Source organism: Patescibacteria group bacterium (assembly GCA_034659915.1).
Classification (GTDB): Bacteria; Patescibacteriota; WWE3; order JAUXAW01; family JAYEID01; genus JAYEID01.
In genome coordinates this window covers 21,904-46,183 of sequence record JAYEID010000010.1, presented here as the reverse complement: position 1 = coordinate 46,183, position 24,280 = coordinate 21,904, and the positions used below count along the sequence as shown (strand labels likewise).

The following is a 24,280-nucleotide window of genomic DNA, read 5'->3' as shown; positions in this document are numbered from 1 at the left end:
TTTGTGCTATAATAGGCAGCGCAATGAATAGAAGAGTTACAATCTTCCTCACTACTTTCACAACCCTTCTTTCCATAACTGTAATAGCTATCCTAGTTGCCAGAGGCTACACTTATAATTTTGCTGAAAAAGAAATCAAAAAGACGGGAATGATACTTGCCCAATCAACACCAAGCGAAGCTAAAGTATACCTGGATGGAAAGTTAGTTGAAACTACCAATTCTGTTTTGGACTCCGTAACTCCGGGAATGCATAACTTGGAAATAAAAAAGGAAGGATTCACCACCTGGGAAAAAGAGGTAGAGGTTTTTGAAGGTTTAATCACAGAAATAGATGCTTTACTAGTTCTGAGATCACCACGGCTCAACCCCATGACTGCTTCCGGAATTGAAATAGCCAAAATATCTCCAACAGGAGAAAGAATAGCTTACACATCCAGAAGAAGCGATCCTCCGGGAATCTGGGTACTAGAACTTACCTCTCCCTCATTACTCAACATTATCCAAGAAAACCCACGCTTGATTGCCGCAGATACATTAACAAGGACTTTCTCACTTGCTGAAAATCTAGAATGGGGACCAAAGGAAAATACCCTTTTAGTAACACTAAATCCTAGAGGTTACGTTGTCTTAGATACCCGGAGAGGAACGCAGGAAGAAGCAACAACTTCTGCTGAGCCAACTCTTGCAGAATGGGAAACAGCTATTAAGGAAAAAAGAAAGGAGTGGTTAAACAAAATTGAAATAGAGGAAGAATTCGAAGATATAGCACTGGATCCAAACACTAAGTGGTCCCACGATGAAAAGCGATTTCTCTTTACCAAAGACAGCGAAAAGCATACAGAATGGCATGTCTATAACGGAGAAAAACCTTTAGGAGTAGGAAAGAAAAGGCATTATCTAGCACTTAGGAAAGGAAAAGATAGTAATACTAGAGTCAGTTGGTACGCAACCAGTAAGCACCTGATAATACAAGAGGAAAAAAAGATTAGTGTAATTGACATTGATGGCAAAAACCAAAAAGAAGTTTATAGCGGAAATCTAGAAGAAGGCTTCCCTGTAACTGCAACTCCCGATGGCTCTAACTTAATTATTTTGACATCTTTCAAAGAAAACTCACCACCTAATCTCTACGCATTAGGAATAAGGTGAGTACAAGACTGAAAATCCTCGCTAATTAACATTGAACGATAGTTTAAGCCTAGATAAAGTGGGTAAACGTACGAGGTTGTCCAAAGCATGTCAGTCCACACAAGGTGGCTTGCCATGCACCGGACAAGCTTCTCGTCCGCTCCGTAAAACTCTGCACCCTCCATATCTTATGGTGAGCCTGTCGGCCCGCTCAGCGGTCGTTGCATTTAATGTATAGAACCGTGGGCACGCTAAGCGTGCCATCACCGCGCTGAGCGCGGTGGTCGGGGACTCCGGACTCGAACCGGAAACCTCGCCGACCCGAACGGCGCGCCCTACCATTGGGCCAGTCCCCGAGGATATACAATATATTAAATACACTCAATCAAATTCTAATCTGCCCCGCAATACAAAGCACTAGCGCGCTTCCTGCGGGGCACCCCAACATACAAAACCATTGTAATTCTCGCCAGGGCGCGCCCCGACGGGAGTTGGTCTGCCAACTCTGTATGTCGGGGTGGTGCCCCAGGCAGGAGTCGCCGCAGAACCAGGATTTCGACTCCGTCGAAATACGGTTCACGGCGCCCTGCACCGTGGCTTCCAGCCTCTGGTGCACGGGCGAACCCTAAAGCCTGCGCATGGTGTCCCTGGCTGGAATCGAACCAGCGACCTAGCGCTTAGGAGGCGCTCGCTCTTTCCAACTGAGCTACAGGGACACATCCCACACCTACATTTTACCCTGTAATTATGGTAAAATCAAATTACTGCCAACCTTAAAAAGCTAACTTCTGCCCCTGTGTAACTTAAATGAAATTTGGATTTCACTTTTTTTTAGAAACAATTGCAAATGCTTTAATTATTGGAGGAATTCTCCTTCTGGGAATAACTATTTGGCCCACAGTATCATCTGAAGCGTGGTACTGGGCTAAAAGAGTCGAAAGAGGTGTTAAGTGTAAAATCTACAACCTAGACTGCGCCAAGACTCCGGACAGCCTTTTCGCCCCTCTTGCAAATTCCCCTACCCCCCTAAAAGTCACCCCTATCTCTTCGGAATTTGCAGTTGTAATTGAAAAAATTGGAGTAAATGCACCTGTCATCAAAAATGTACCCGCCGGCAGTAAAGACCAATACATGGCAGCTATGCGCAGGGGGGTAGCCCATGCAAAAGGTACAGCACTGCCCGGAGAAGCAGGTAACACCTATCTGTTTGCCCACTCTTCTCTAAATTTTTGGGAACTTGGCAAATATGCTACAGTTTTTAATCTTCTGAGGAAACTAGAAAAAGGGGACCGAGTAAGCGTAGTTTTGGATAATCAGCGGTTTGTCTACGAGGTAAGTAACAAAGAAATTGTATCTGGATTTAACACTACACCACTACTTAGAGAAACATCCGAACCCACCCTCACCCTGCAAACATGCCACCCACCAGGGACAACTTTAAATCGCCTCATTGTGACAGCTAAACTCACAGGCAACTCTGCACTTTAAGCCAAAATGTTTACAACTTTTTTAAGACTTTTATACCTAAAAGACTCAAACCGTCTTTTATAATTTGCGCAGTAGCAAATGTTAGAGCTAATCGCAAATTCCGCGCTTCCCTACTTTCCGCATTTAGAATGGGACAGCTGTTGTAGAAAGAATTATATTTTTGCGCCAAATCGTAAAGAAAACTACAAAGTCGATTTAAACCAAAGTTGCGCTGAACATCTTCTATCACTTCGGGATATAAATATAGAGTGCGCAATAAAGATTCTTCTTCACTTTTTAATTCTTGGACATTTCCAAAATCAAATTCTTTCTGCTCCGCCTTTTTAAGAACAGAATAGCAGCGCGCATACGAGTATTGCAGATAGGGTCCAGAATCACCCTCCAATGTTACTGATTCTTCTGGGTCAAACTCAGTATCCTTTTCTCGACTGTATTTTAAAAGACCATATTTCAAAGCCCCCAAAGCAATAGCCTCTGCTACCTCCTCTCTCTCAGCAAGAGAAAAACTATCTTTCTGCACAGAGTCAGAACTTTCAATAAGTAGCAGCGCGTCTTTATGCAACAAATCCAAAAGCCTATCTGCGGAAACAATAGTTCCGGTTCGGCTACTCATCCTTTCTCCACCCTTCAAATTCACATAACCAAAATTAAGATGGCAAAACTGCTCTCTGCTACCAATCCCCAATTGTTCGCACATAGCAAACAACTGCTTTAAGTACAATATCTGATCATTTCCAATACACCAAATATACAAATCTGAAGGGAACTTTTCCTTCTTTTTCTTAGTTAAAGCAAGGTCTAGAGTATGATAAAGAGTGGTCCCATCCGACCTTAAAAGAATAGCGTCCGAAAGCCCATAATCAGAAAGATCAGACAACACAGCCCCATCATTTAGACACTTAAAAATTCCCTTTTCCACGCCTTTCTCGACAACTTTCCGCCCATCTTCATATATTTCACTTTCTCGCCAGACATGATCGAACTCACTACCAATTCGATTGTAAGTTTGCTCATAACCTTTGTGAGACCAGTTAATAATCTGCTTCCATAACTCTCGAACTGCTTTGTCTTTCTTTTCCCAGCTTTGTAACATTTCCCTAACCTGACCTTCAACTTCAGAAACCAATATCTCTGCCCGGTCACCTAAGGAGTAGAAACGTAAGTCAAAGTGATCTGGCTTAAGATCCAAGTCCTCTGGCTTGTACCACCTTTGGGGAAATTCTATCCACTCTGAAAGAAGCTCTCGCCAATTAACACCACTACCCATTTCTTCTATCTGGGAATCCTCTACCGCAAATTCACTTATTTGCTTTTTCGAAAGTGCTAAGGATTTACGACCAAACACTAAAAATCCCCACATTGCCCGGGAAACATGCGTACCACGATCATTGTCTATGCAGTCCTTAATTACAGAATAACCGCACTTTTCCAGAAGACGCGCTGCTGCCATTCCCAAAAAATTATTTCGCAAATGTCCAACATGAATTGTTTTTATTGGGTCTGGTGATGTATGTTCAAGAAGAATATTCTTTCCTTGTCCTATCTTACTACTACCATATTTGTCCCCATCTTCTAAAATCTTGTGTACCTCCTGTAAAAAAAATTCTTTTGAAAGCCAGAAATTAATAAAACCAGGGCCAGCCACCTCAACAGAACTAATAAAGGAAGGCAACTTTTCTTTTACAAACAGATCATTAACCAAATCCTCAGCTATCTCCCGCGGAGCCTTACCAAGGGAATTAGCAAGTTTAAACGCAATATTAGTTGCAAAGTCACCGTGGTCTAGATCCTGAGGATGCTCAATTTCAACATCCAAAGAAACATCAAATTTCTGGCTTACTTTTTTGCCAACAAAGTCTTTTATCTCTTTAATAACAGGCTTCATAATAGGTCTCAGCACTGCTAGATTTTAATTGCTAGGAGTACTAAGTTGTGTATATTCTAGCTAAATATAAGGACTTTATCTACCTTCTTAGCTAAGAATGTATAGGTTAGGCTTTGTCACTCGCTCAGAGATGGAAGGCCTAGTGGAACCCCACGAGCAAGCTCGTGGCACCACTACGCTTCGTAGGGCGGAACCCTCCAAAGCTTTACAACCCTTCGCCAAGGCTACGGATTGTTACCCTGTTACGAGCCACGAGTTCCCAGTCTCTTCTTTTCCCATTCGCATAGATTCGCTATCTCAATTCCTTATCCCCCAACGCCCTCCATCCGAAATTACTTTCACAGTTCCCACTTGGTCTGTCCTCAATATTTTTGTTCCCACACTGTGTAACTTGTTCAAAGTTTCCGGTTTTGGATGCCCAACCGAATTTTCCCCCACTGATACAACTGACAACATTGGTTTGATTCTCTGCAAGAACGGTTCCCACAAGCAATCCGCCCCATGATGCGGCACTTTAAACACTTCTGACTCCCTAACAAGCCCTAAGAAATTTTTTTGACCAGCTTCTTCAATATCTCCCGTAAATACAGCTTCAAAATCACCATAATTTAGCAATAACACCACAGAACAATCATTGCGACCCAAAGAACAATTATGCGGCGGCCACAAGACACTGAAGCTTGTTTTCCCTAGATTAATAGAAGCCTCCTGCCTCGCAAGCAAAATCTCAGCATCTTCTTCTTCTATAGCTGAAAGTACAGCCTCACAAACTGCTGTCTCGCATTCTAAAGTCCCTACCAGAACGTGTCTTACCCTATACCTTTCCAAAATATCTAGTAATCCAGTTATGTGGTCAGAGTCCCAATGCGTAATAACTAAAAGATCTAACTCCTGCACCCAAAAAGGAAAAAGCTGCCCCAGCTCGGGTAACACTGAATCATCCGGACCACCATCTATCAATATTCTATGACCTTCCGCAGTTTGCAGTGCAATCGCATCCCCCTGACCCACATCAAGCACTGCTATCATCAGGTTTCTGGTAGGAAAGGTTACTAAAACAACTGTCTCAATAGCTACAAAAGCTATTAGAAAAAACAAGATTAATCTTTTTGCTTTACCCTGCCAAGGTTCTGGAATAGAAACCATAGAACAAATAATAAAATATAATACAAAGCAACAGCCCAGAGTGACATCCGTATTTGCCAAAACTCGAAAATTTGGGAAGCACGAAACGCTACACAATTAAAAAATTTCAGAAAAATCCAAGAAAAAGCACCTAACATTCTCCCCAACTGCCTGCTAACCATAGCTGTTAATACTGTAATAAAGCCAAATAGCATGGCAGGCGGAATGGTCCACAAAGTTATTGTATTAACTAAGAATGATGCTGGGGAAATTTTACCAAAGTGAAAAGAAACAACAGGAAAAACAAACAAAAATGCAGCTATGGTGGTTACCAAATCCTCTTTCAACATTAAAAATGAAAGAACCGCATTATCAAAAATTTTTTCTAACCATGGAACTAAAACAACAAGACCCAATGAAGATGCAAAACTTAATTGAAAACTTATGGAATTAATAAATCGCGGGTTTATAAAAAGCAACAAAAAACCAGTAAAAAATAATGTTCGCAAGACATCCCTCCGCCTACCAATGAGATTACCCATACTTGCAACAAAACCCATTAAAGCTGCTCTGAGGATCGGGGGCTCAGCACCAAGCATTAGTGTAAAGAGAGCAATAGCCAATGTAGAAAATATAAAAGTAAAGCCTGTTCCCAAGGGCCTAATTACAGCAGAAACAACACCTATCAAAACAGTCACATTATAGCCAGAAGCAACAACTACATGGGTAACACCAACTTTTCTATAAATATCTTCCCAATCAGCTGAAATTTCATCTTTTATACCCAATAAAATCCCCTTAAGAAGTCCTGCTTCTGGTTCAGGTACAGCAGCTGCAATTAAATCTCCAACACTTCTACGAAGTTTAAAAAGATTCCCCCGCAAAATGACAAAGGGGGATCTGGACTTTTTCAGATTTTCTATTCTGGGAAAACTTATGTAACCTTTTGGATTAAGTAGCCCCTCAACTAACAACCACTCACCAAAAGTTGGTTTTGACTCCAATGACGCATATACAGTAATCTTCTTGACTTTGAAAGGTGACTCAGGAGCGAACCTAACAGGTTGTAGGTCAAAAACATATCTAGTGCCCAAACGCTTAGGAACGGTTGCTACCATACCTCTTAGCTGAACTCTCGTGCGCTCCTTTGGGAGGTTGTCTATAGTTTTGCAATATCGATAAAACCAATGAGTGAAGAGAAAAATAACTATGCTTAAAAAGAATATTTTTCTAGCGTTAAGCATTGCATTAGGGAACAAAAACCCTATCCCTTAGATCTTGTAAAGTCTTTTCACCTATACCTTTTACTGCTGTAATCTCCTCTACAGTTTCAAACGGAGTCTGGTTGCGATATTCAATAATTCTTTCTGCCAATGCAGGACCTATTCCCGGCAATGTTTCCAAAACATCTTTTGAAGCTTGGTTTAAATTTATTTTGTTCTCGGAGACACCCGCCCCCCCACCCCCTCCATAGTTATCTGGCAAATTATCTGCACTAGTACCAGCAATTTTTGTAACTTCACCTTCCTCTAGAATATAGATTTTTTGACCATCAGTAACTGCAGCAGCTAAGTTCAAATTCTTTGCAACCCAATCTTCATCAACATGAGAAGAAAACCCCCCAGCAGAAGCAATGGCATCCTTAACGCGTGAGCCCTTCTCTAGCTCATAAACACCGGGATTAACCACAGCGCCGGAAACATCAACAAAACAATAACCAACATTGTTCTTATTATCTGAGCCATTATTGGATGTTTCCTCTTCCTGCACACTGTACTCCAGCCGAGGTTTGTTTTTAAATTGCCAAATCCTTGCCAAAAGCATACCGCTAACAAAAAGTAACAAAACAGAAAGGAAAAGGAGGCAAAACCTGAAGTGACTTTCTAAAAAGTCCCAAATAGTTTCAAAAGACTCTTTCTTACCCATATGAACAGGCTAATCAACAAATAGTTACTACTTAATAACAAAATTTAGCAGTCGGTCTTGAACCCATACCACTCTCTCAACATCTTTGCCAAGTAGGTATTTTTTAACTTTCTCAGAGCCCTTAGCACAATTAACAGCATTTTCCTTTTCAATCCCTGGGGGTGCTCTAAAAGTGTCGCGCAATTTGCCATCAATTTGTACTGCAATAGTCACTTCTTCTTTTTTTGCCAAGTCTTGGTCATATTTGGGCCAAGGCTGCGCATGAATTGAAAACTCATTACCCAACGACTCGCACCAAAGTTCTTCCACTACATGTGGAGCAAAAGGAGCAAGCAACCTTAAAAACACTCCCCAATCTGCTGAAGACAATCCACCTAAATCCTCTACATGGTTAAGAAAACCCATTAGAGCTGCTATAGCTGTGTTATACTTCATAGCGTTAATATCATCGCCTACCTTTTTTATAACTCGGTGAAGCCTCTTTTTTAACTCCAACCTAGTTTCTTCATTGACCAAATAATCTTCCCCTGCAATGTAACGCCATACTCGATCCAAAAACCGGTAACAACCCCGAACTCCGGAAGTGCTCCAAGGCATAGTTTCATCGTACGGTCCCATAAACATAAGATAGAGTCGAAGAGTATCTACACCTAACTTATCAATAACATCTTCTGGATTAACAACATTTTCCCGTGATTTACTCATTCGAGAACCATCTTCACCTAAGATAACTCCATGATTACGCCTCTTTTGGTAAGGTTCCTTATACGGTACCACTCCAATATCATTAAGAAACTTGTGCCAAAACCGGGAATAAAGCAAGTGGAGTGTTGTATGCTCGGCACCGCCAAGATAAATATCTACAGGCAGCCAGTATTTTAGGCTGTGGTAGCTGGCTAATTTGGAACTATTACTTGGGTCGCAATAACGCAAGTAATACCAAGAAGAGCCTGCCCAATTTGGCATAGTATCGGTTTCCCTCTGCGCCTTGGCACCACATACAGGACACTTGGTTTCAACCCAAGGCTCGACACCCGCTAACGGAGAGTGACCAGTCTTGGTCGGTTCGTAGTTCTCTACAGCAGGAAGTTCAATCGGAAGTTCCTCATCCTTTACCGGAAACCATCCTTCCAGACCACTCTTCACCACACCTTGGTCACCGTCCAATAAGTCACTTTGGAACTCTTGCCCATCCTCTGTGTCCCACCAAGTGACCCCTTTCTGGGCACATTTTTTACAATAAACCATGGGAATGGGCTCCCCCCAATAATGCTGGCGGGAAAAAATCCAATCCCGGAGGTGATAATTTTTAGATCGCTCTCCCCAGCCATTCTTTATTATGTAATCAGTAACCTTCTCTATAGCTTCGGGAACGCACATCCCATTTAAGAAATCGGAATTTATAACTACGCTCTTTTCCTCCTCAACATACGGAGCTTCCGAAAAATCCCAATCTTTATCTTGCGGTTTTATAACTGGCTTTATATTCAAGTCATACTTATTCGCAAACGCATAGTCACGTTCATCATGAGCAGGAACACCAACTACAGCACCAGTACCAGAAGTGGGAACGACAAAGTCCGCAACCCAGATAGGAATTTTTTCGTCTGTAAGCCTATTCACACAATATAAACCAGTAAAGACCCCCGTTTTTTCTTTCTGCAATTCCTGCCTCTCCAACTCGAATTTCTTCTTTGCCTGCTCAACATACGTCTTTACTTCCTTCCATTTGGAACTTGGTATTTGGGATTTGAGATTTTTTAGCATAGGGTGCTCGGGAGCCAAAACAACAAAGGTAGCTCCAAAGTTAGTATCAGGGCGCGTTGTGTAACAGGATATTGTTTCTTCCGATCCCTCTACTGGATAATCAATTACTATTCCCTCTGTTCTCCCAATCCAATTTCTTTGCGCTGCTTTTATTGATTCTGGAAAATCCACTAAATCTAACTCATCAGCAAGACGATCAGCATAAGCAGTTATCCGCAAAAGCCATTGGGATAAGTTCTTCCTTGTCACATCCTCGCCACAACGCTCACACTTCCCATTAACCACCTCTTCATTCGCCAAACCAATCTTGCAAGATGGACACCAATTAATAGGCATTTCCCTCTTGTAAGCTAACCCATGCTTAAAAAACTGGATAAATATCCATTGAGTCCACTTATAATAATCAGGGTCTGTTGTATTAATTTCCCGCTCCCAATTATAAGAAAGGGCTAAAGCCTTCATTTGCTCCCGAAAGCGGTCTGTGTTCCGTTCCGTGGCTACTCTTGGGTGAATACCTGTCCGGATAGCATAATTCTCAGTAGGTAATCCAAAAGCGTCCCAACCCATGGGGTGTAAAACATTAAAACCTTCCATACGCTTTTTTCGCGCAAAGACATCCATAATTGTACAAGTAAATGCATGCCCCAAGTGGAGCCCCTTTCCCGAGGGATAGGGAAACTCAACTAATGCGTAAAACTTTTGCTCAGCCCTATCTTCATCCACCTGAAAAGATAAGTCTTTTTCCCATCTTTCTTGCCACTTTTCTTCAATTTTGTGTGGTTTGTAATTTTCCATAATTTGTTGTAAATTGCACCGCAATACAAAGCATAAGAACGCTTCCTGCAGCGCACCCCCTACATGTAAAACTGTGCGGGGCAGGCCCCGACGGGAGTCGGTCTGCTAATTCTATATGTCGGGGTGGTGGAGTCGAGGGGATTCGAACCCCTAACCTCCTCAATGCGAATGAGGTGCTCTCCCATTGAGCTACGACCCCGCGTTACGGGCTCTTTCCCGACCATTTTACCACAGGCAAGCCTTCCCTAAAAACAATTTGCTTATTTTTAAGATCTGAAATACCAAACACAGGTAAGGGTTCTTCCCTTTTTTCTGGTCTAGGAGCAGTTTTTACCTTTTCCAGTAATATATCTCCCAAAGTCCCCAGCCCCTCACCAGTAAGTGCTGAAACAAAAGTTATGGGGATATCGCGACTTGCGAATTTCTCCTCTAAACCTTCCTTTAGACCTGCCACATCTGGCAAGTCTACCTTATTTATAACTATTAGCTCCGGGCTTTCTAAAAGATTCTTAGAATAGTCCCCAAGCTCCTCTCTGAGAAGATTGTAAGCCTTCATAGTAGTCTCTACCGAACATGGCTTGTTTAACTCCAACGCCGCAGAAGTGGGATCTATGACATGCAAAATTATTCTTGTTCGCTCAATATGCCTAAGAAACTCATCACCTAATCCCCTACCCTCGGACGCACCCTCTATTAACCCGGGTATGTCAGCAAGAACAATAGCCTTAGAGTTCTTTCTAAAAACTCCAAGATTAGGTTCAAGGGTAGTAAAGGGGTAAGAAGCTATCTTGGGATCTGCATGAGTCAGAGCTCTTAGAAGTGTAGACTTACCTGCATTTGGAAAACCTACAATACCCACATCTGCTATTAGCTTTAATTCCAAAACTATTCTTTTTCTCTCGCCCGGTTGGCCTTCCTCTGCTTCACGTGGCAAGGGGTTATCCGTAGTTCTAAGCGCACGATTACCCCGCCCCCCACGCCCTCCTTTAGCAACCAGAACTTGTTCACCGTGGTCGCAGAGATCCGCCAATAACCGCAGATCATCATCTTCTGTCTTCTGCCAAACTTCAGTTCCAACTGGGACTTTAAGAGTTAAATCTTTTCCTGATTTGCCGCGCTTTCCACCAGACTTCCCACGCTCTCCCGATGGTGCTTGAAAATATCTCTCGCGAGTAAGATCTGCTAAGGTAGTAAGATTTTCATCTGCAACGAAATACACGTCTCCTCCTTTGCCCCCCCTACCACCGTCTGGACCGCCGCGTGGCCTAAATTTCTCGCGGCGAAAAGAAACAATACCAGGACCACCGTTTCCGCCCTCTACTACTATTTCTGCATGATCAATCATAGCCTAATTATAACAAAAACTGGGATAGCTAATACGTTACGAATAATTAAGGTATAAATCCTATTCGTATGGCAAATACACTACGAATAAGGAATAAAGGGAAGTGGAAAATAATTGCTTATTGTTGATTGCTGATTGCTTATTGTTGATTGTTAATTGCTGATAGCGGAATGGCGGATATCTAATTACTAGTTACTAATTACTAATTACTAGTTACTAGTTACTAGTTACTAGTTACTAGTCTCTAATTACCAACTACTAAAGTACAGAGAGAGGATTAATATGCCGTCCTTGATAAGTTATCTCTAAGTGAAGGTGTGTTCCAAAAGATCGACCAGTATTACCCATATTTCCAATAATTTGCCCGCGGCTTACATTTTGTCCCGGTTGTACTTTAACTGAAGAAAGATGAGCATACAAAGACGTATAACCATTGCCGTGATCTATCCGTACCAACTTACCATAGCCATAATTCCAACCACTATACCGAGCTTCAACCACTGTACCACTGTCAATTGCATAAATAGGACTAAATCTCGAAATATCAATAGCAGGATGCCATCGGTGAAAGTATTGGCTAATACCTCTACTATTAGTGGGCCAGGAAAATTGACCTGTACCTACAGAAGGTGTTACTTCCTGCTGCCGTGTAGATGTCCGACCAGATGCAAGGTGGGAGGTAGCAGGCTCCTGTTCAGGCACACTTCCGCCAGGTACTACAATTACTTGCCCAACCTCTAAATTAAAGGGATGAAAAAGATAATTAAAGTCAACAATACTCTGAGGAGCAACATCATACTTATTTGCTAGACTCCGAACTGTATCTCCCTTCTCAACAGTATGAAGAATCCCACTTACAGGAGGAATAGTTAATTTCTGACCCGGCTTAATATAATTAACATTTCCCAAGTCATTTACATATCGAATACTAGCAATGCTAACCTTAAACTGATCACCAATAGAAGATAGGGTATCTCCCTCCTTGACAACATATTCAATCGGGTCACCTGAAGGAGTATTTGTAAAAGATACGGGAGAAGAACTTACCGAATGAGCAAGTATATCACCATCTTTGTCAAAAGCTGTGTAAATACTCTTACTTCGAACTAAACCTGTTCCACCAAGCACAAAAACTCCCAGAGCAAAAACAAGAATTCCAAACCTGGTTACAGGTGCAAACAAACGACCACCACCCCACACTAGATTCTGCACCAAATATTGCTTGCAATCTTTACCAAAACAATACAAAAATTTAACCCCAGAAAAAGGTGCTAAAGCTAGTATCCGCAGTTTCCTTCCCAAAAACTGGACTAAAAAATAACAAAAAACAAAGAAGTCAGAAGAAAAGGAAGAGGATCTGGAATTTTCAAGACCAAAAAGAATCAACTGCTGCCGCCCTAGTTCCTCTACCTCTCGTTCTCCAATTAACAATATCTGAGGGAGCTTTGACAGCAATTTCTCAAGTTGTAGAAAAGTACCTTTCTTCTTCCTAAAAAAGGACTTGTTGGTACTCATATAAAAGCTTCAAAACAATAAACAGAGGCGCGTATTTTATACCATAAAACCAGTTATTTTTCAAAAAAAAAGAAACGAGGTAAAGGGGAAAAATTACATTCTCTCGTGGAGAGTCTCCAAAAACTCTTCATTGTTCTCAGTTTTCTTAAGGCGATTTAGAACAATTTGGGTAGCCTCACCTTCAGAAAGAGTATCCACCATCCGTCGCAGCCTATACACGTTTTCCAACGCATCCTCAGGCAATAAAAGCTCCTCGTGCCGCGTCTGAGACTTCTTTATATCAATAGCAGGAAATATTCTTCGCTCAGCTAGCTCGCGGTCTAAGTGAAGCTCCATGTTTCCCGTACCCTTAAATTCCTCGTAAATCAGTTCATCCATTCTAGAACCAGTTTGAACTAGAGCTGTAGCCAAGATAGTTAAAGAACCAGCATCCTCAAAATTTCTTGCTGCCCCAAAAAAATGCTTAGGTGGGTACAAAGCTTGCGGATCAAAACCGCCAGAAAGGGTTCTACCTGAGGGGGGTAAAACAAGATTATAAGCACGGGCTAACCTGGTTATACTATCAAGTAAAATAATTACATCTTCGCCTGCCTCAGCTCGCCTTTTCGCTATTTCTAAGGCAAATTCTGCAGTCTTAGTATGATCCTTCGGGTGTTCATCAAAATTGGATGCGTGCACTTCCCCATCAACACTCCTTCTCATATCAGTTACCTCCTCCGGACGTTCTCCAATTAATACCACCATCAAACCTACATCATCCGCATAATTCTCTTCTATTCCATTTGCAATGTCTTTCAAAAGCCAAGTCTTCCCTGCATAAGGCGGGGAAACAATTAAACCACGCTGCCCACGTCCCACCGGAGAAAACAAATCCACAATACGAGTAGTTAAAATATCAGGATCTGTCTCTAACTTAAGCCACTCATCGGGAAAAACTGGGGTTAGATCTTCAAATTTTGGTCGTTCCGAAGCTTTCTCTGGATCTTCCGACTCAACCTTATCCACCCGCAAGAGAGATAAATACCGTTCCCCTTCTTTTGGAGGTCTCCCTACGCCCGCAACTTCGTCCCCAGTCCTTAACCCAAACCGCCTTATTTGCGAATCAGAAACATAAACATCTCGAGGCAAATCTTTATCCTCGGGCGGTTTTGTCTGGTGCAAAACACCAAAATCCCCGCGAATTTCCAGAACACCTTTAACTGGGAAGGTGTTTTCCCCGCCAAAATCCCGATAATTATTTCTGTTGTTATTATTGTTAGAATTCTTAGCCATAAATGGTAAGTAGTAGGAAACAACAATCCATAAGATAAAAACCAAAATATTCCACCACTAATAATCAAAATACGCTAAAACGTATTAAGAAAGGGAAGAACGATCAATCAAGAGGTTATGATCTACACCTAAACTAGCACACGCCCTGATACCTGTCAAACCCAAAAAGGGGAAGGCAAGGTTACCTGCAAAAAATAAGCCAACTTTAACAAGATAAGCACTGCCCCCACTTACCTTGAAAAGTTAGCAAAATAGCAGTAACTAACTTGCCCTCCCTTTTCCAGGCGCAAGTTTCTCTAACCAAGCACGATTCCGGAAGGGAGAGGATAGGCCCTGCCCAATACCTACCCTCCCCATTCCGAATCCGTCCTGCAAAAGAAGATAATTACTGCTGCCTGTTATTAATTATACCTCAAGCTACCTAATTTTTCTACTCCACGCCCAGGAGCACTTTCGAAGCCCCCAACCAGTAATAACCATTCCCACAGCAATTAGCAATAAACCTAAACTGTCGGCACCCGCCTCGGGAAGTTCTTTTACCTCCCTTTCCACCTTCGCAGCTTTGATCTCTGGTCCGTTTATCCAAACTTGGGTGTGATCATCATCTATACGATCACTATCCTCGTACAAAGTAGCAACATTCTTCTGCATCCTATCAGTAAAGGGAAGGTCTTCCTCGTCAAAAACTTTTGAAATATAATCCAAGCTGATCTCTTCCCCTGCTTTTACAGTCCCAAGGTCGAATTTTATTTTACGATTATCAGAATCCCAATCCCCATCTCCCTTTTCCCAAGAAATATATGTTGGTGCTTCATCCTTAACTGTTACATTGTGTGCGTCGGCATTACCCTTATTCCTAACAACAATCTTGTACTCTACTAACTCTTCGGGATCAAAAAGATGCGTATCTTTATCAATACTTTCGTACCAATCATCTGTATCCTCCCATTTTACAAATTTTTCAATTTCAAGATCTGTTACTTTTTCTTCTTTTTCAAAACAAACATCAACTGCTGCTTCACCATAAATCCAATTTGGGTACTCATTAGCCTTAGCCTGGGCAACATTTGTATATGTTACACAGTCCTCCAACTCTTTTTCATCGATACGCGTATCAAATACAATAATTGCGTTGTAACCCTCCCCTGAAGAAAGTTTCCCAAGATTAGCCTGAGAAACCCCCCCCTCCCCCGTAATCCAACTATCCGCAAGCTTCTTAAACCCATTGCTGTAAGGAGTGGAGTATTCCGAACTCCCCTTAATATAAGTCAGACCTGCGGGGAGGCTATCTGTAATCAAAACATCATTAAGTTCACTGCCTCCCGTATTCTTCACTACAATTTGGAACCTGACACGGTCTCCAGCATCTGCCCACACAGATTTGTGCCATTTGCCATCCGCTTGCGTAACATTCGCAACCTCTTTACTAATAGTCATATCCGCAGTTTTATTTGAAACATATGCCTTAAAACTTATATAAACTGTGGAAATACTTTCTACAGAGCCTAGGTCCACCCCATCTTTAAAAAGCTCATCCGGATTGGACCACTCATAAGGAGTTTTGGAAACATTGGAGGGCAAATTACCGTTAGAAGTAACAATTACACCGTGCTCAGGAATAAACACTAAATCCTGATTAGAAGGAACTACCACTTTTGCACTATCCCGAACATCATTTTCTGAAGAATTAATGTAAGTCTTGGCAACCAACTCATACTTACCGTTAGCAACAATCTTGGAATCATCTAGATCAACACGAACGCGCACATCCTCTGCGCTGGTATTCTCAGCACCAAGGTGCACCATTGCCATAAACTGAATTGCTTCGCCCGGCTTAGCATTAATCTCGCTACTATATTCAGTCTCGCCTTGGGTAATATTTGCAGCACGAAAAACATTGGAACTGTCCTCAATCACACCTCCTGAAGCATCAGCCTCCACCCCCAAAGTAGCGACCTCACGGGCAACAAACAAACCAAAACCAAAAAGAACTGCAAAAGCAACGGTAGTTTTAACAAATTTCTTTATTTTCATAATTATTTTTAACCAATAAAAAGTCTTCTTTCGCTAAAAGCTAAATTTTTTAACTTCCAATGAAAGAAGGGCGGTTAGACCGCTTTTGCAGGCTAACTACCCATCTCTCTCCTCATAACTGTCATGGCTGCGGCGGGGTTGCCGTGGGGTTCGGGGCCGGTGTATCCACCACAGGTGGGACAGGTGTTGAAGTTGCCAGCACTGGCGTGGGCGTGGGCGGTGCGTCAGTCGGACGCGGAGTCGGTGTCTTCTCCGGCTGCGCCGTTGCTGTTGGTACACTCGTCGCCGGCTGTGGCGACGGGGTAGGACCAGGTGTGGTCGTATCCTTAGGCGTAGGCGTCAGCCTTTCTTTTGTCGGCGTTACTGTAGGCCTAACCGTCGGCGTTACCGTCTTCACAGGAGCCGGGGTTCTTACTTCCGGTACCCGCGGAAACCTGTTAGCACAAAGGAGAAGCCAATAAGCTTCCTGCTCCTCCCCATCACAAACCAAGGTCACCCGCACTGCAGGTGCGCCGCGCAACGCAGCGCTGCTCACCCCAGCAAAACTCCCCACTTCCGAGCGCCCGGCCAGATCGTAGTAATTAATCAGAGAAGACTCCTCTGTAACTACCACCAAATCCAACAGTTTTACCTGGCAACCGCTTTCCCGCTCTACGAGCCTGATAAGCTCACTTTGCCACCAACCGCCTCCCTCCATCTGTCTCCCCGCATTCATCTGGGGAAAATCCCGTTCGAAAGAGACTTTGATCCTCTCCATCAGGCGAATCGCCTCTTCGGAGAGATTTTCAAAACCCAAACGGGACTCGAGTTGCCACAAAGTTTTGATTGCATTAAAGCGATCTCCACTTTGAAACAACCCTTCCGCCAGAGGAACACTTGCCGGGGTAGGTGTGGGGGACATGGCTGTGGGTGTGTGCGTTGCGGCTTCTACCATCCGCGTAACCTCACGCGTAACCTCCGTTTCCTCAGTAATCACCCATGGTGTTTGGGTGGGTACTGTGGGTGTTACGTCCGGAGCAATCCTTCTGTAACAACCAGAAACGGAGATAGCTGCCACAAAAAATACCATCGCTATTATTAAAAGTGCTTTTCTCATTTCCTCCCTCCTTGCACTTATTTACACACGAACAGTAAATAACGAATTTAGAAGCTCTAAATCCTTTTTACCACAGGGGCTAAGAGTTGTCAAGCCCTATATCTGAAGATATCCACAAAATTTAACTGTCTTGTAGTTTTACTATGTGAGTTTTTTAGTTTTTTTTATTTCACGATTTCGGATTCAGTGATATTAAAAAGGAGAAATGGAGAGTAACAAACTTGCCGACAGGCAGGTCTAGTCTCTAATTACTAATCCAACAACGCGGGGGATGAGCTATTTGTTACTGGCTACTAGCTACTAGCTACTAGTTACCAACCTACTCGCTGAGAGTTGCAAATATCATTTGCCCCGCTTCTGTCTGCAAACTCCTAGTAACTTCCGCTTTCACCTGATCCCCTATCTTTTCTTCGCCTCCCTCAACCACAATCATAGTACCGTCTTCCAAGTATCCAACGCCTTGTCCTTCTTCCTTTCCCGGTTGAATAAGTTTAATAGTTAAAGTTTCCCCCGGAACAAAAGGAATTCTTAACGCATTAGCTAGCTCGTTAATATTTAAAACCTCAACACCAGTAACTCTAGCTGCTTTGTTTAAATTAAAATCAATAGTTAAAAGAAGAGCTTCTCGCCTTTTTGCAAGAGAAATTAATTTGCGGTCAATATCTTTTCCCTTAATATCACCCGACCATACTTCAAAAAGCTCTCCTTTTTTCTTTCTCAACTTTTCCAAAACTTTTAAGCCTCGCCTACCCTTTTTCCTCCGAATATCGTCCTCTGAATCAGCAACATCTTGCAGCTCTTCAACAATAAATCGAGGAATAATAAATCGTTGGGGCAAAAAGCCTGCTTCAACAATATCCAAAACACGCCCATCAATAATGACAGAAGTATCTAAAACTATACCGCCTAACTCTTCTTCACATTCCGAATCAGATTCCTCCGCTTCTTCGGAAAGAGTAAAGAGTTCCCTCTCTCTAAACCTAGTTAACTGCTCTTCCCAAAACCTAGTTAAGTTTTCCATAACTATTTTACCAATTAGTCCATGGAACCATCTTGAAATTTGTAAGGCAATAATTGGCAAAATAAGAACACTAAAGGCACCTAGAGCAAAAGCAATAATAGTGGGAAAAAGTTGCGGAATTCCAAATAAAACAATTTGAGAAGGGTATTTATGCGTTACAACATATCCCAAAGTCGCAGTTGCCACTCCTAAGAGAGTACGAAGTATTATAGATGATAATTTCATAAAAATAAGTCCTAAAAATTAATCCCTGAATCAAACTAAATGTAGTTTACAAAGATATACCACTTTTTGAAAGTGCTTCCTTTACACTTGATACCTCTGGCGGTGCTATAATTTCACTAAAACCCAAACGCTTACCTTCTTTTTCACGTCGCCCCTTTTGGGCAACATTGCGTAGCTCACCAGAAAGCCCCACTTCCCCAAAAGCACAAATTTCTGGTGAAATAACAGATTCGGAAACTGCTGAAGAAAGAGCCAAAACTACTCCTAAATCCGCGGCAGGTTCAGAAACCCGCATCCCCGCTGCAACATTAACATACACATCCTGATTCTGTAAGCTAAGCCCAACTCGCCTTTCCAACACAGCACACAAAAGCTCCAACCTCTTATTGCTGAAACCAGAAGCAGAACGGCGAGGGTATTTAAATTTGGTGGGTGCTGCCAATGCTTGTATCTCAACCAAAACTGGCCGAGTCCCTTCTAATGTAGCAGTAACAACAGAACCAGGTGAGTCTTTATTTCGCTGGGAAAGGAAAAGAACAGAGGGATTCTCCACTTCCTCCAAACCACTTTCCCCCATCTCAAAAACACCTACCTCAAAACTGGAACCAAATCTATTCTTAGAAGCTCGAAGAATACGGAAGGTATGAAACTTGTCACCCTCCAAGGTAAAAACACCATCTACTAAATGTTCTAAAACCTTTGGTCCTGCTACACCACCAGCTTTAGTAACATGACCAACCAAAATAATAGGTGTATTACTTCTTTTTGCTAGCCGTCTTAATCTTTCGGAACTTTCCCTAACCTGCCCTAAACTACCGGCACCACCAGAAAGATCCTCAGTAGTAAGGGTCTGCACAGAGTCTACAATAACCAGGCTAAAGTTATGCTTTGAAAGGTGGCTCACAATTGCATCAACATTGGTTTCCGGAAGCAACTTTAGAGGAGAACCAACAATTCCAAGCCGTTTTGCCCGGGAATTGATCTGCACAGGTGACTCCTCACCACAAATAAAAAGAACTTCTTCTTCCCTAGCAGCTACGGAATGCGCCAACTGCAAAAGTAATGTGCTCTTCCCAATCCCCGGCTCCCCTGCCAGTAAAGTAATTGATCCGGGAACTATTCCACCACCGTACACACGGTCAAACTCAAAAATACCTGTTTTGCTGCGCGAAAAATCACTTTGAATATCATCTATACTGCAAATCTTACTAGCAGGTACTGAAGAAATATTGTCAGAATTATTTTTCCCTGGGGAAATAACCTCTTCAGCTAAAGTATCCCAATTTCCGCATTGACTACATTGTCCCTGCCACTTGGGAAACTTGGCACCGCAAGATTGGCAAACAAAAACTGTCTTAGTCTTTGACATAATAGTAATCTAGAACATCAGACGTTCACACAAGAGTTATTTTTTTATCTCCTTCTCTTTTGCGTCCTTCAACTCTTGTAATTTGTCTTTAAACTTGCTAATTGTATCCTCAATATCCTCTTTCATTCGATAAACAAAATCTTTACCTTGGGTAGGTTCCAACTTCTCAGCCTCTTTCCTTGCTTTTTGACGTGCTGCACGTATTTGCTGCTTTGCCTGTTCAATTCTCTCGTTGAGATCTCGCAACAAGGAATCTCGCCTTTCAGCTGTCAAAGAGGGAAATTTTAACCTAACTCCAGATTGATCAGCTACAGGAGACGCACCAATGTCAGCCTGGTAGAGCGCTTTCTCTAATTCTTTCAAGTTGTTTTTGTCCCAAGGCTCAATATACAATTCTGAAGGACCTACTTTCCGAATAGTACCAATCTCCTTAATAGACATCTCTGAATCATAAACTTCTACCGGAATATCTTCCACCAACTCAGCATTTACTAAACCTGTTCTTAACTTTGCGACATCCTCTCTTACCTTATCAAAAATACTCTCCAGGTTACTTTCCAGATTGGAAATTATTCGAGACATATATCTATCGCCCCCTTTCTAGCTCGAACCTTAACTAAGTCACCCTGGGTAATTTCGCCGCTAACAATCTTCTCCGAAACTGGAGCTTCAATTTGGTTCTCAATTACACGTTGCAGCGGGCGTGCTCCGTATTCCTTACTGTAACCCAATTTAGTCAACAGCTTCTTAGCAGCTCCAGTTATCTTTAATTCTAAACCTCGAGAATTCATTCTTTCCCTAAGCTCGTCTATACGTAAATCAACAATTTTTATCAGGTCACCCTCACTAAGAGACCGAAATACCAAGATATCACTAAACCGGTTCAGGAACTCGGGTCGAACTTGCTTCTTTAAGTTTTCCAATAAGCGTTCCTTCGTGTTCTCGTACTCAGTTACTTCCCTTTGGTCAGCAACAAAACCCAACTCTCCCTTATTTATCAGCTCGGCACCAACATTTGAAGTTAAAATAACAATAGTATTACTAAAGTCAGTCACGCGTCCCTGGCCATCGCGCAGTTCGCCTTCTTCCATTATTTGTAAAAGCAAATTTAAAACTTCAGGATGAGCTTTTTCCATTTCATCAAACAATACTATATTGTAGGGTTCTTGCCTTACCCGTTCTGTAAGCTCCCCACCTTGACCAAAACCAACATAGCCAGGAGGTGCTCCTATTAGTCTAGAGGTAGTGTGGCGTTCCCTAAATTCACTCATATCAAAACGGACTAACCTATGGGAACTGCCAAAAAGAAATTCTGCTAAAGCCCTAGCCAATTCTGTCTTACCAACCCCTGTGGGTCCTAAAAATAAGAAAGACCCAATTGGTCGACGGGGATCAGTAAGACCAACCCTACTACGCCGCAATGCTTTAGCCAAAGAATGGACAGCGTGATCTTGCCCTATCACTTGAGACTTCAAAATATCTTCCATATTTTCAAGTCGCTTCTCCTCATTTAACCTTAAATCCATTAATGGGATCCCAGTTTTCTTAGAAATTACAGACGCAACCATTCCCTTTTCAACCGAAACGCGTTCCTGTAAAGAATTGAAATCGTCAAGCTTCTCTCTCAAAATATTCTTTCGTTCCCTTAGATCCAAAGCATGGTCCCACTTCTGTTTCTCCATGGCTTCTTCTAAATCGGAAGTAACTTCCCGCAACCCAGAACGGGCCTTCCTATATTCTCCTTGCATAGATTCTCGAACTCGAACCTCCGCTCCTAAATCATCCAAGACCTCTACAGCTTTATCTGGAAAATATTGATTAGGCATGTACCGGTTGGTGAGATTTATGGTTTCTTCTATAACACCCTCATTGTAGGCAACACCATGATAATTTTCCAATTGGGAATAGACTGTATTTAGTATTTGTAAAGTTTCTTCTGGGGAGGGTTCTTTAACAAGAACGTACTCCAACCTCCGAATTAAAGCTTCATCAAACTCCAAGTGCTTATTATAAGACTCGGTTGTGGTAGCACCAATAATTTGAACTTTTCCTAGTGTTAAGGCATCTTTGAGAACATTCACCAAGGAAGATGATATTTCAACAATGGAGCTTTTACCCATCAGATAGTGCAAATCATCAATAAACAAAATAACATCACCAACTTCCTCAACCTCAGCTAAAAGTGAGGAAAATCCGGTTTCCAAACCCTTTCGAGGTGACAGCGCGCCCAAGAACCGGGGGAGCTCAAACCGAACAATTTTTTTATCCATTAATTGAGTTGGGACTTCTTCTCGAGCAATCTTAGCTGCCAAGCTTTCCACAAGGCAGGTTTTCCCCACACCACTTTCACCAACCAACACTGGACTGTTCTTTTCCTTTCGCAAGAGAATTCTCTCCAGTTGAGACAAAATTCCCGAACGCTCAAACAACGGACCAACAGACCCCTCTCGGGCAAGCTGAACAAGATCTGTCCCAAATGAATCCAAAAGAGGAGTGTTACTAGACATGTCCTTTTGAAGTTCCGGTGTTGGAATTCCAGAAAGGTTACGTATCTCCTCTCTTGCAAAACCCAAGTGTTTGGGAGAACGAAGCCTTATAAGACCCAACAGAAGATGTTCTGTCCCTACATATGAACTTTCCAGTCTCCTTGCCTCATCGTACGCAATACCTACCAAATCCTTTAACTCAACAGGGTCGTTTGTCCACTCCCATTTATCAATATAAGTATCAAACATTTTAGGTACTGGTCCCCTATCCACTTCTCTTAAAATATTTAAGAAATCCTGAGGCGAAACCGCGCTTGAGGAAGTACTGCTTAAATCGCGGCTCTTTAGAAGGACACTTGTTGCTCTCTGCGTAATTTTTCTAAGTGGCATTTGTAAAAATCTGAAAACCTTATTCCCCAGCCTCTTCAACTTGCCGTAAACTTAAACCCAATCGCTGTTCTTCCGGTTTAAATTCAATTATTTTTGCCGTTACTTTTTCTCCAGTAGAAAGGGGTCCAAGAGTCTCAGAAACATGAATCAATCCTTCAACACCCTCCTCAAGTTCCAAAAAAGCTCCATAAGGTGTAACTTTACTAATTTTACCAGTAACTAGGTCACCAGCCTGATAATTATCTCTGACCTTTTCCCACGGATTTGGCTTCAACGCCTTAATACTTAGCGAAATTCTCTCCTCATCTGTGTCAAAAGAAAGTACTTGAACATTTACCCGGTCTCCCACATCGTATGTCTCGCCAGGATCAGAAACCTTGCTCCAAGAAATTTCTGAGACATGTACTAGACCCTCCACATTAGAACCCTCAAGTCGAACAAAAAGACCAAAGGGCACTATACCTGTAACAATACCCACCCGAGTCTCGCCCTCCTCCAATTCTGACCAAAAGCTCTTCGCCTGCTCCTTACCCTCTTTTGCCATTGCTTTTTTCTCAGAAAGAACCACCCGTTCCTGCTCAGGATTCATTTCAATTATTTTAACCACCAAGTTCTCACCAACTAAACTAGAAAGTACTGCTTCCTTCCCACTAAGTTCTCCATGCGCTCTGTTTGTTTCATCCACAGGAAAATGCGACCAATCCAAGTGGGAGATGGGCAAGAACCCATCCAAATCACTAGTAAGCTCCACAATTAACCCCCCCTCATTATAACTGGTAACCCGAACATCAAACCGCTCCCCATTCTCATATTTCTCTCTAAGATCGCGCCATGTACGCTCATCAGATGCATCACGTACTGATAAAACAACCAAGCCTGATGAACCCCGCCTTTGTATAACCTTAGCTAGAACGCGGTCGCCTTCTGAAACTTTTTCAAAATCACCTTCAAAATCGTCAGCACTAACCAAGCCCTCCGATTTTGCTCCAATGTCTAAAAAAAGAGCTCCCTCATTCTTCTTTATAACCTTACCCTCTACCACATCACCACGGTTATACCGTTTGGGTAGAAACTCTTCCTTTTCTAACAATTTTTCTAAATTAGCAGCTACCATAACAAAAATATTTTACCGCAAAAACCCTTTGACTTCAATGTTCAGCAACAAAAAAAGCGCCCACTCGGGCGCTAGCACGGATAAACTACGCAATAGCTTACTTCACTACCCTCACTAATATTCAAAAGCAAAAATGTCCCGGCGTCGACCTATTTTCCCCTGCCACAAGGGCACAGTATCTTCAGCGCTAGAGAGCTTAACTTCCGAGTTCGGAGTGGGATCGGGTGTTTCTTCTCTGCTAAAGACACCGGGACACTATTACTTCCAAATTTCTCTTGCATTAGATCTAAATAGCAG

General features: G+C 42.4%; 16 protein-coding genes, 3 tRNA genes and 1 rRNA gene. 2 read left to right on the top strand and 18 right to left on the bottom strand.

Annotated elements, in window-relative coordinates; genetic code table 11:
- The first annotated feature begins 23 nt into the window (after positions 1–23).
- Positions 24–1,151: a PEGA domain-containing protein gene (locus U9M98_01295; protein MEA2020336.1), complete on the top strand. Its 1,128-nt coding sequence runs from the start codon at positions 24–26 to the stop codon at positions 1,149–1,151.
- Positions 1,152–1,411: 260 nt separating this feature from the next.
- On the opposite strand, the gene U9M98_01290 is transcribed toward U9M98_01295, so the two are convergent.
- Positions 1,412–1,486, bottom strand: a tRNA-Pro gene (locus tag U9M98_01290).
- A gap of 283 nt (positions 1,487–1,769) precedes the next feature.
- Positions 1,770–1,846 (bottom strand) — tRNA-Arg (locus U9M98_01285).
- Positions 1,847–1,937: 91 nt separating this feature from the next.
- Here U9M98_01285 and U9M98_01280 point away from each other — a divergent pair.
- A complete protein-coding gene (locus U9M98_01280) occupies positions 1,938–2,618 on the top strand; it encodes a sortase (GenBank protein MEA2020335.1) in 681 nt (226 codons plus the stop codon).
- A gap of 10 nt (positions 2,619–2,628) precedes the next feature.
- On the opposite strand, the gene argS is transcribed toward U9M98_01280, so the two are convergent.
- The 16 genes from argS to rrf form a co-directional block, all read right to left on the bottom strand.
- Positions 2,629–4,503, bottom strand: a complete 1,875-nt coding sequence (gene argS / locus U9M98_01275) for an arginine--tRNA ligase (GenBank protein MEA2020334.1) — start codon at positions 4,501–4,503, stop codon at positions 2,629–2,631.
- A 297-nt stretch (positions 4,504–4,800) separates the two neighbouring features.
- The gene (locus U9M98_01270) at positions 4,801–5,649 is read right to left on the bottom strand and encodes an MBL fold metallo-hydrolase (protein MEA2020333.1); all 849 of its coding nucleotides are present in this window, start codon (positions 5,647–5,649) and stop codon (positions 4,801–4,803) included.
- Positions 5,604–6,872, bottom strand: coding sequence for a ComEC/Rec2 family competence protein (locus U9M98_01265; protein MEA2020332.1), 1,269 nt, complete (start codon positions 6,870–6,872; stop codon positions 5,604–5,606). The genes U9M98_01270 and U9M98_01265 overlap by 46 nt, the downstream gene beginning before the upstream one ends.
- Positions 6,873–6,876: 4 nt before the next feature.
- Positions 6,877–7,554: a ComEA family DNA-binding protein gene (locus U9M98_01260; protein ID MEA2020331.1), complete on the bottom strand. Its 678-nt coding sequence runs from the start codon at positions 7,552–7,554 to the stop codon at positions 6,877–6,879.
- Between the two features lie 27 nt (positions 7,555–7,581).
- Entirely contained in the window at positions 7,582–10,116 is a 2,535-nt protein-coding gene (gene leuS, locus U9M98_01255; protein ID MEA2020330.1) for a leucine--tRNA ligase, read from the bottom strand.
- Positions 10,117–10,240: 124 nt separating this feature from the next.
- Positions 10,241–10,315 (bottom strand) — tRNA-Ala (locus U9M98_01250).
- Positions 10,316–10,318: 3 nt separating this feature from the next.
- Positions 10,319–11,461 carry a GTPase ObgE gene (gene obgE, locus U9M98_01245; GenBank protein MEA2020329.1) on the bottom strand — a complete coding sequence of 381 codons (1,143 nt, stop codon included), beginning with the start codon at positions 11,459–11,461 and terminating at the stop codon, positions 10,319–10,321.
- Positions 11,462–11,719: 258 nt separating this feature from the next.
- Positions 11,720–12,976, bottom strand: a complete 1,257-nt coding sequence (locus U9M98_01240) for a M23 family metallopeptidase (GenBank protein ID MEA2020328.1) — start codon at positions 12,974–12,976, stop codon at positions 11,720–11,722.
- 93 nt (positions 12,977–13,069) lie between these two features.
- The gene (rho, locus tag U9M98_01235) at positions 13,070–14,248 is read right to left on the bottom strand and encodes a transcription termination factor Rho (protein MEA2020327.1); all 1,179 of its coding nucleotides are present in this window, start codon (positions 14,246–14,248) and stop codon (positions 13,070–13,072) included.
- A 417-nt stretch (positions 14,249–14,665) separates the two neighbouring features.
- On the bottom strand, positions 14,666–16,282 hold the full coding sequence (locus tag U9M98_01230) for a DUF11 domain-containing protein (protein ID MEA2020326.1): 1,617 nt from the start codon (positions 16,280–16,282) through the stop codon (positions 14,666–14,668).
- A 1,415-nt stretch (positions 16,283–17,697) separates the two neighbouring features.
- Complete coding sequence (locus U9M98_01225; GenBank protein ID MEA2020325.1) at positions 17,698–18,624, bottom strand: TRAM domain-containing protein; 927 nt, start codon at positions 18,622–18,624, stop codon at positions 17,698–17,700.
- Positions 18,625–18,670: 46 nt separating this feature from the next.
- Positions 18,671–19,993 (bottom strand): DNA repair protein RadA, encoded by a 1,323-nt coding sequence (gene radA / locus U9M98_01220; protein ID MEA2020324.1) that lies wholly within the window; start codon positions 19,991–19,993, stop codon positions 18,671–18,673.
- Positions 19,994–20,029: 36 nt separating this feature from the next.
- Positions 20,030–20,575, bottom strand: a complete 546-nt coding sequence (locus U9M98_01215) for a ribosome-recycling factor (GenBank protein MEA2020323.1) — start codon at positions 20,573–20,575, stop codon at positions 20,030–20,032.
- Complete coding sequence (locus U9M98_01210; protein ID MEA2020322.1) at positions 20,563–22,728, bottom strand: ATP-dependent Clp protease ATP-binding subunit; 2,166 nt, start codon at positions 22,726–22,728, stop codon at positions 20,563–20,565. Before U9M98_01210 ends, U9M98_01215 begins: the two co-directional genes overlap by 13 nt.
- A 160-nt stretch (positions 22,729–22,888) precedes the next feature.
- A complete protein-coding gene (locus U9M98_01205; protein ID MEA2020321.1) occupies positions 22,889–23,983 on the bottom strand; it encodes a S1 RNA-binding domain-containing protein in 1,095 nt (364 codons plus the stop codon).
- Between the two features lie 136 nt (positions 23,984–24,119).
- Positions 24,120–24,235, bottom strand: a 5S ribosomal RNA gene (gene rrf / locus U9M98_01200).
- Positions 24,236–24,280 lie beyond the last annotated feature (45 nt).

Bases quoted from the DNA above. Each gene is read 5' to 3' on its own strand.
- U9M98_01295 (MEA2020336.1), top strand. From the start codon at position 24: ATGAATAGAAGAGTTACAATCTTCCTCACTACTTTCACAACCCTTCTT.
- U9M98_01280 (MEA2020335.1), top strand. From the start codon at position 1,938: ATGAAATTTGGATTTCACTTTTTTTTAGAAACAATTGCAAATGCTTTA.
- argS (MEA2020334.1), bottom strand. From the start codon at position 4,503: ATGAAGCCTGTTATTAAAGAGATAAAAGACTTTGTTGGCAAAAAAGTA.
- U9M98_01270 (MEA2020333.1), bottom strand. From the start codon at position 5,649: ATGGTTTCTATTCCAGAACCTTGGCAGGGTAAAGCAAAAAGATTAATC.
- U9M98_01265 (MEA2020332.1), bottom strand. From the start codon at position 6,872: ATGCTTAACGCTAGAAAAATATTCTTTTTAAGCATAGTTATTTTTCTC.
- U9M98_01260 (MEA2020331.1), bottom strand. From the start codon at position 7,554: ATGGGTAAGAAAGAGTCTTTTGAAACTATTTGGGACTTTTTAGAAAGT.
- leuS (MEA2020330.1), bottom strand. From the start codon at position 10,116: ATGGAAAATTACAAACCACACAAAATTGAAGAAAAGTGGCAAGAAAGA.
- obgE (MEA2020329.1), bottom strand. From the start codon at position 11,461: ATGATTGATCATGCAGAAATAGTAGTAGAGGGCGGAAACGGTGGTCCT.
- U9M98_01240 (MEA2020328.1), bottom strand. From the start codon at position 12,976: ATGAGTACCAACAAGTCCTTTTTTAGGAAGAAGAAAGGTACTTTTCTA.
- rho (MEA2020327.1), bottom strand. From the start codon at position 14,248: ATGGCTAAGAATTCTAACAATAATAACAACAGAAATAATTATCGGGAT.
- U9M98_01230 (MEA2020326.1), bottom strand. From the start codon at position 16,282: ATGAAAATAAAGAAATTTGTTAAAACTACCGTTGCTTTTGCAGTTCTT.
- U9M98_01225 (MEA2020325.1), bottom strand. From the start codon at position 18,624: ATGAAATTATCATCTATAATACTTCGTACTCTCTTAGGAGTGGCAACT.
- radA (MEA2020324.1), bottom strand. From the start codon at position 19,993: ATGTCAAAGACTAAGACAGTTTTTGTTTGCCAATCTTGCGGTGCCAAG.
- U9M98_01215 (MEA2020323.1), bottom strand. From the start codon at position 20,575: ATGTCTCGAATAATTTCCAATCTGGAAAGTAACCTGGAGAGTATTTTT.
- U9M98_01210 (MEA2020322.1), bottom strand. From the start codon at position 22,728: ATGTTTGATACTTATATTGATAAATGGGAGTGGACAAACGACCCTGTT.
- U9M98_01205 (MEA2020321.1), bottom strand. From the start codon at position 23,983: ATGGTAGCTGCTAATTTAGAAAAATTGTTAGAAAAGGAAGAGTTTCTA.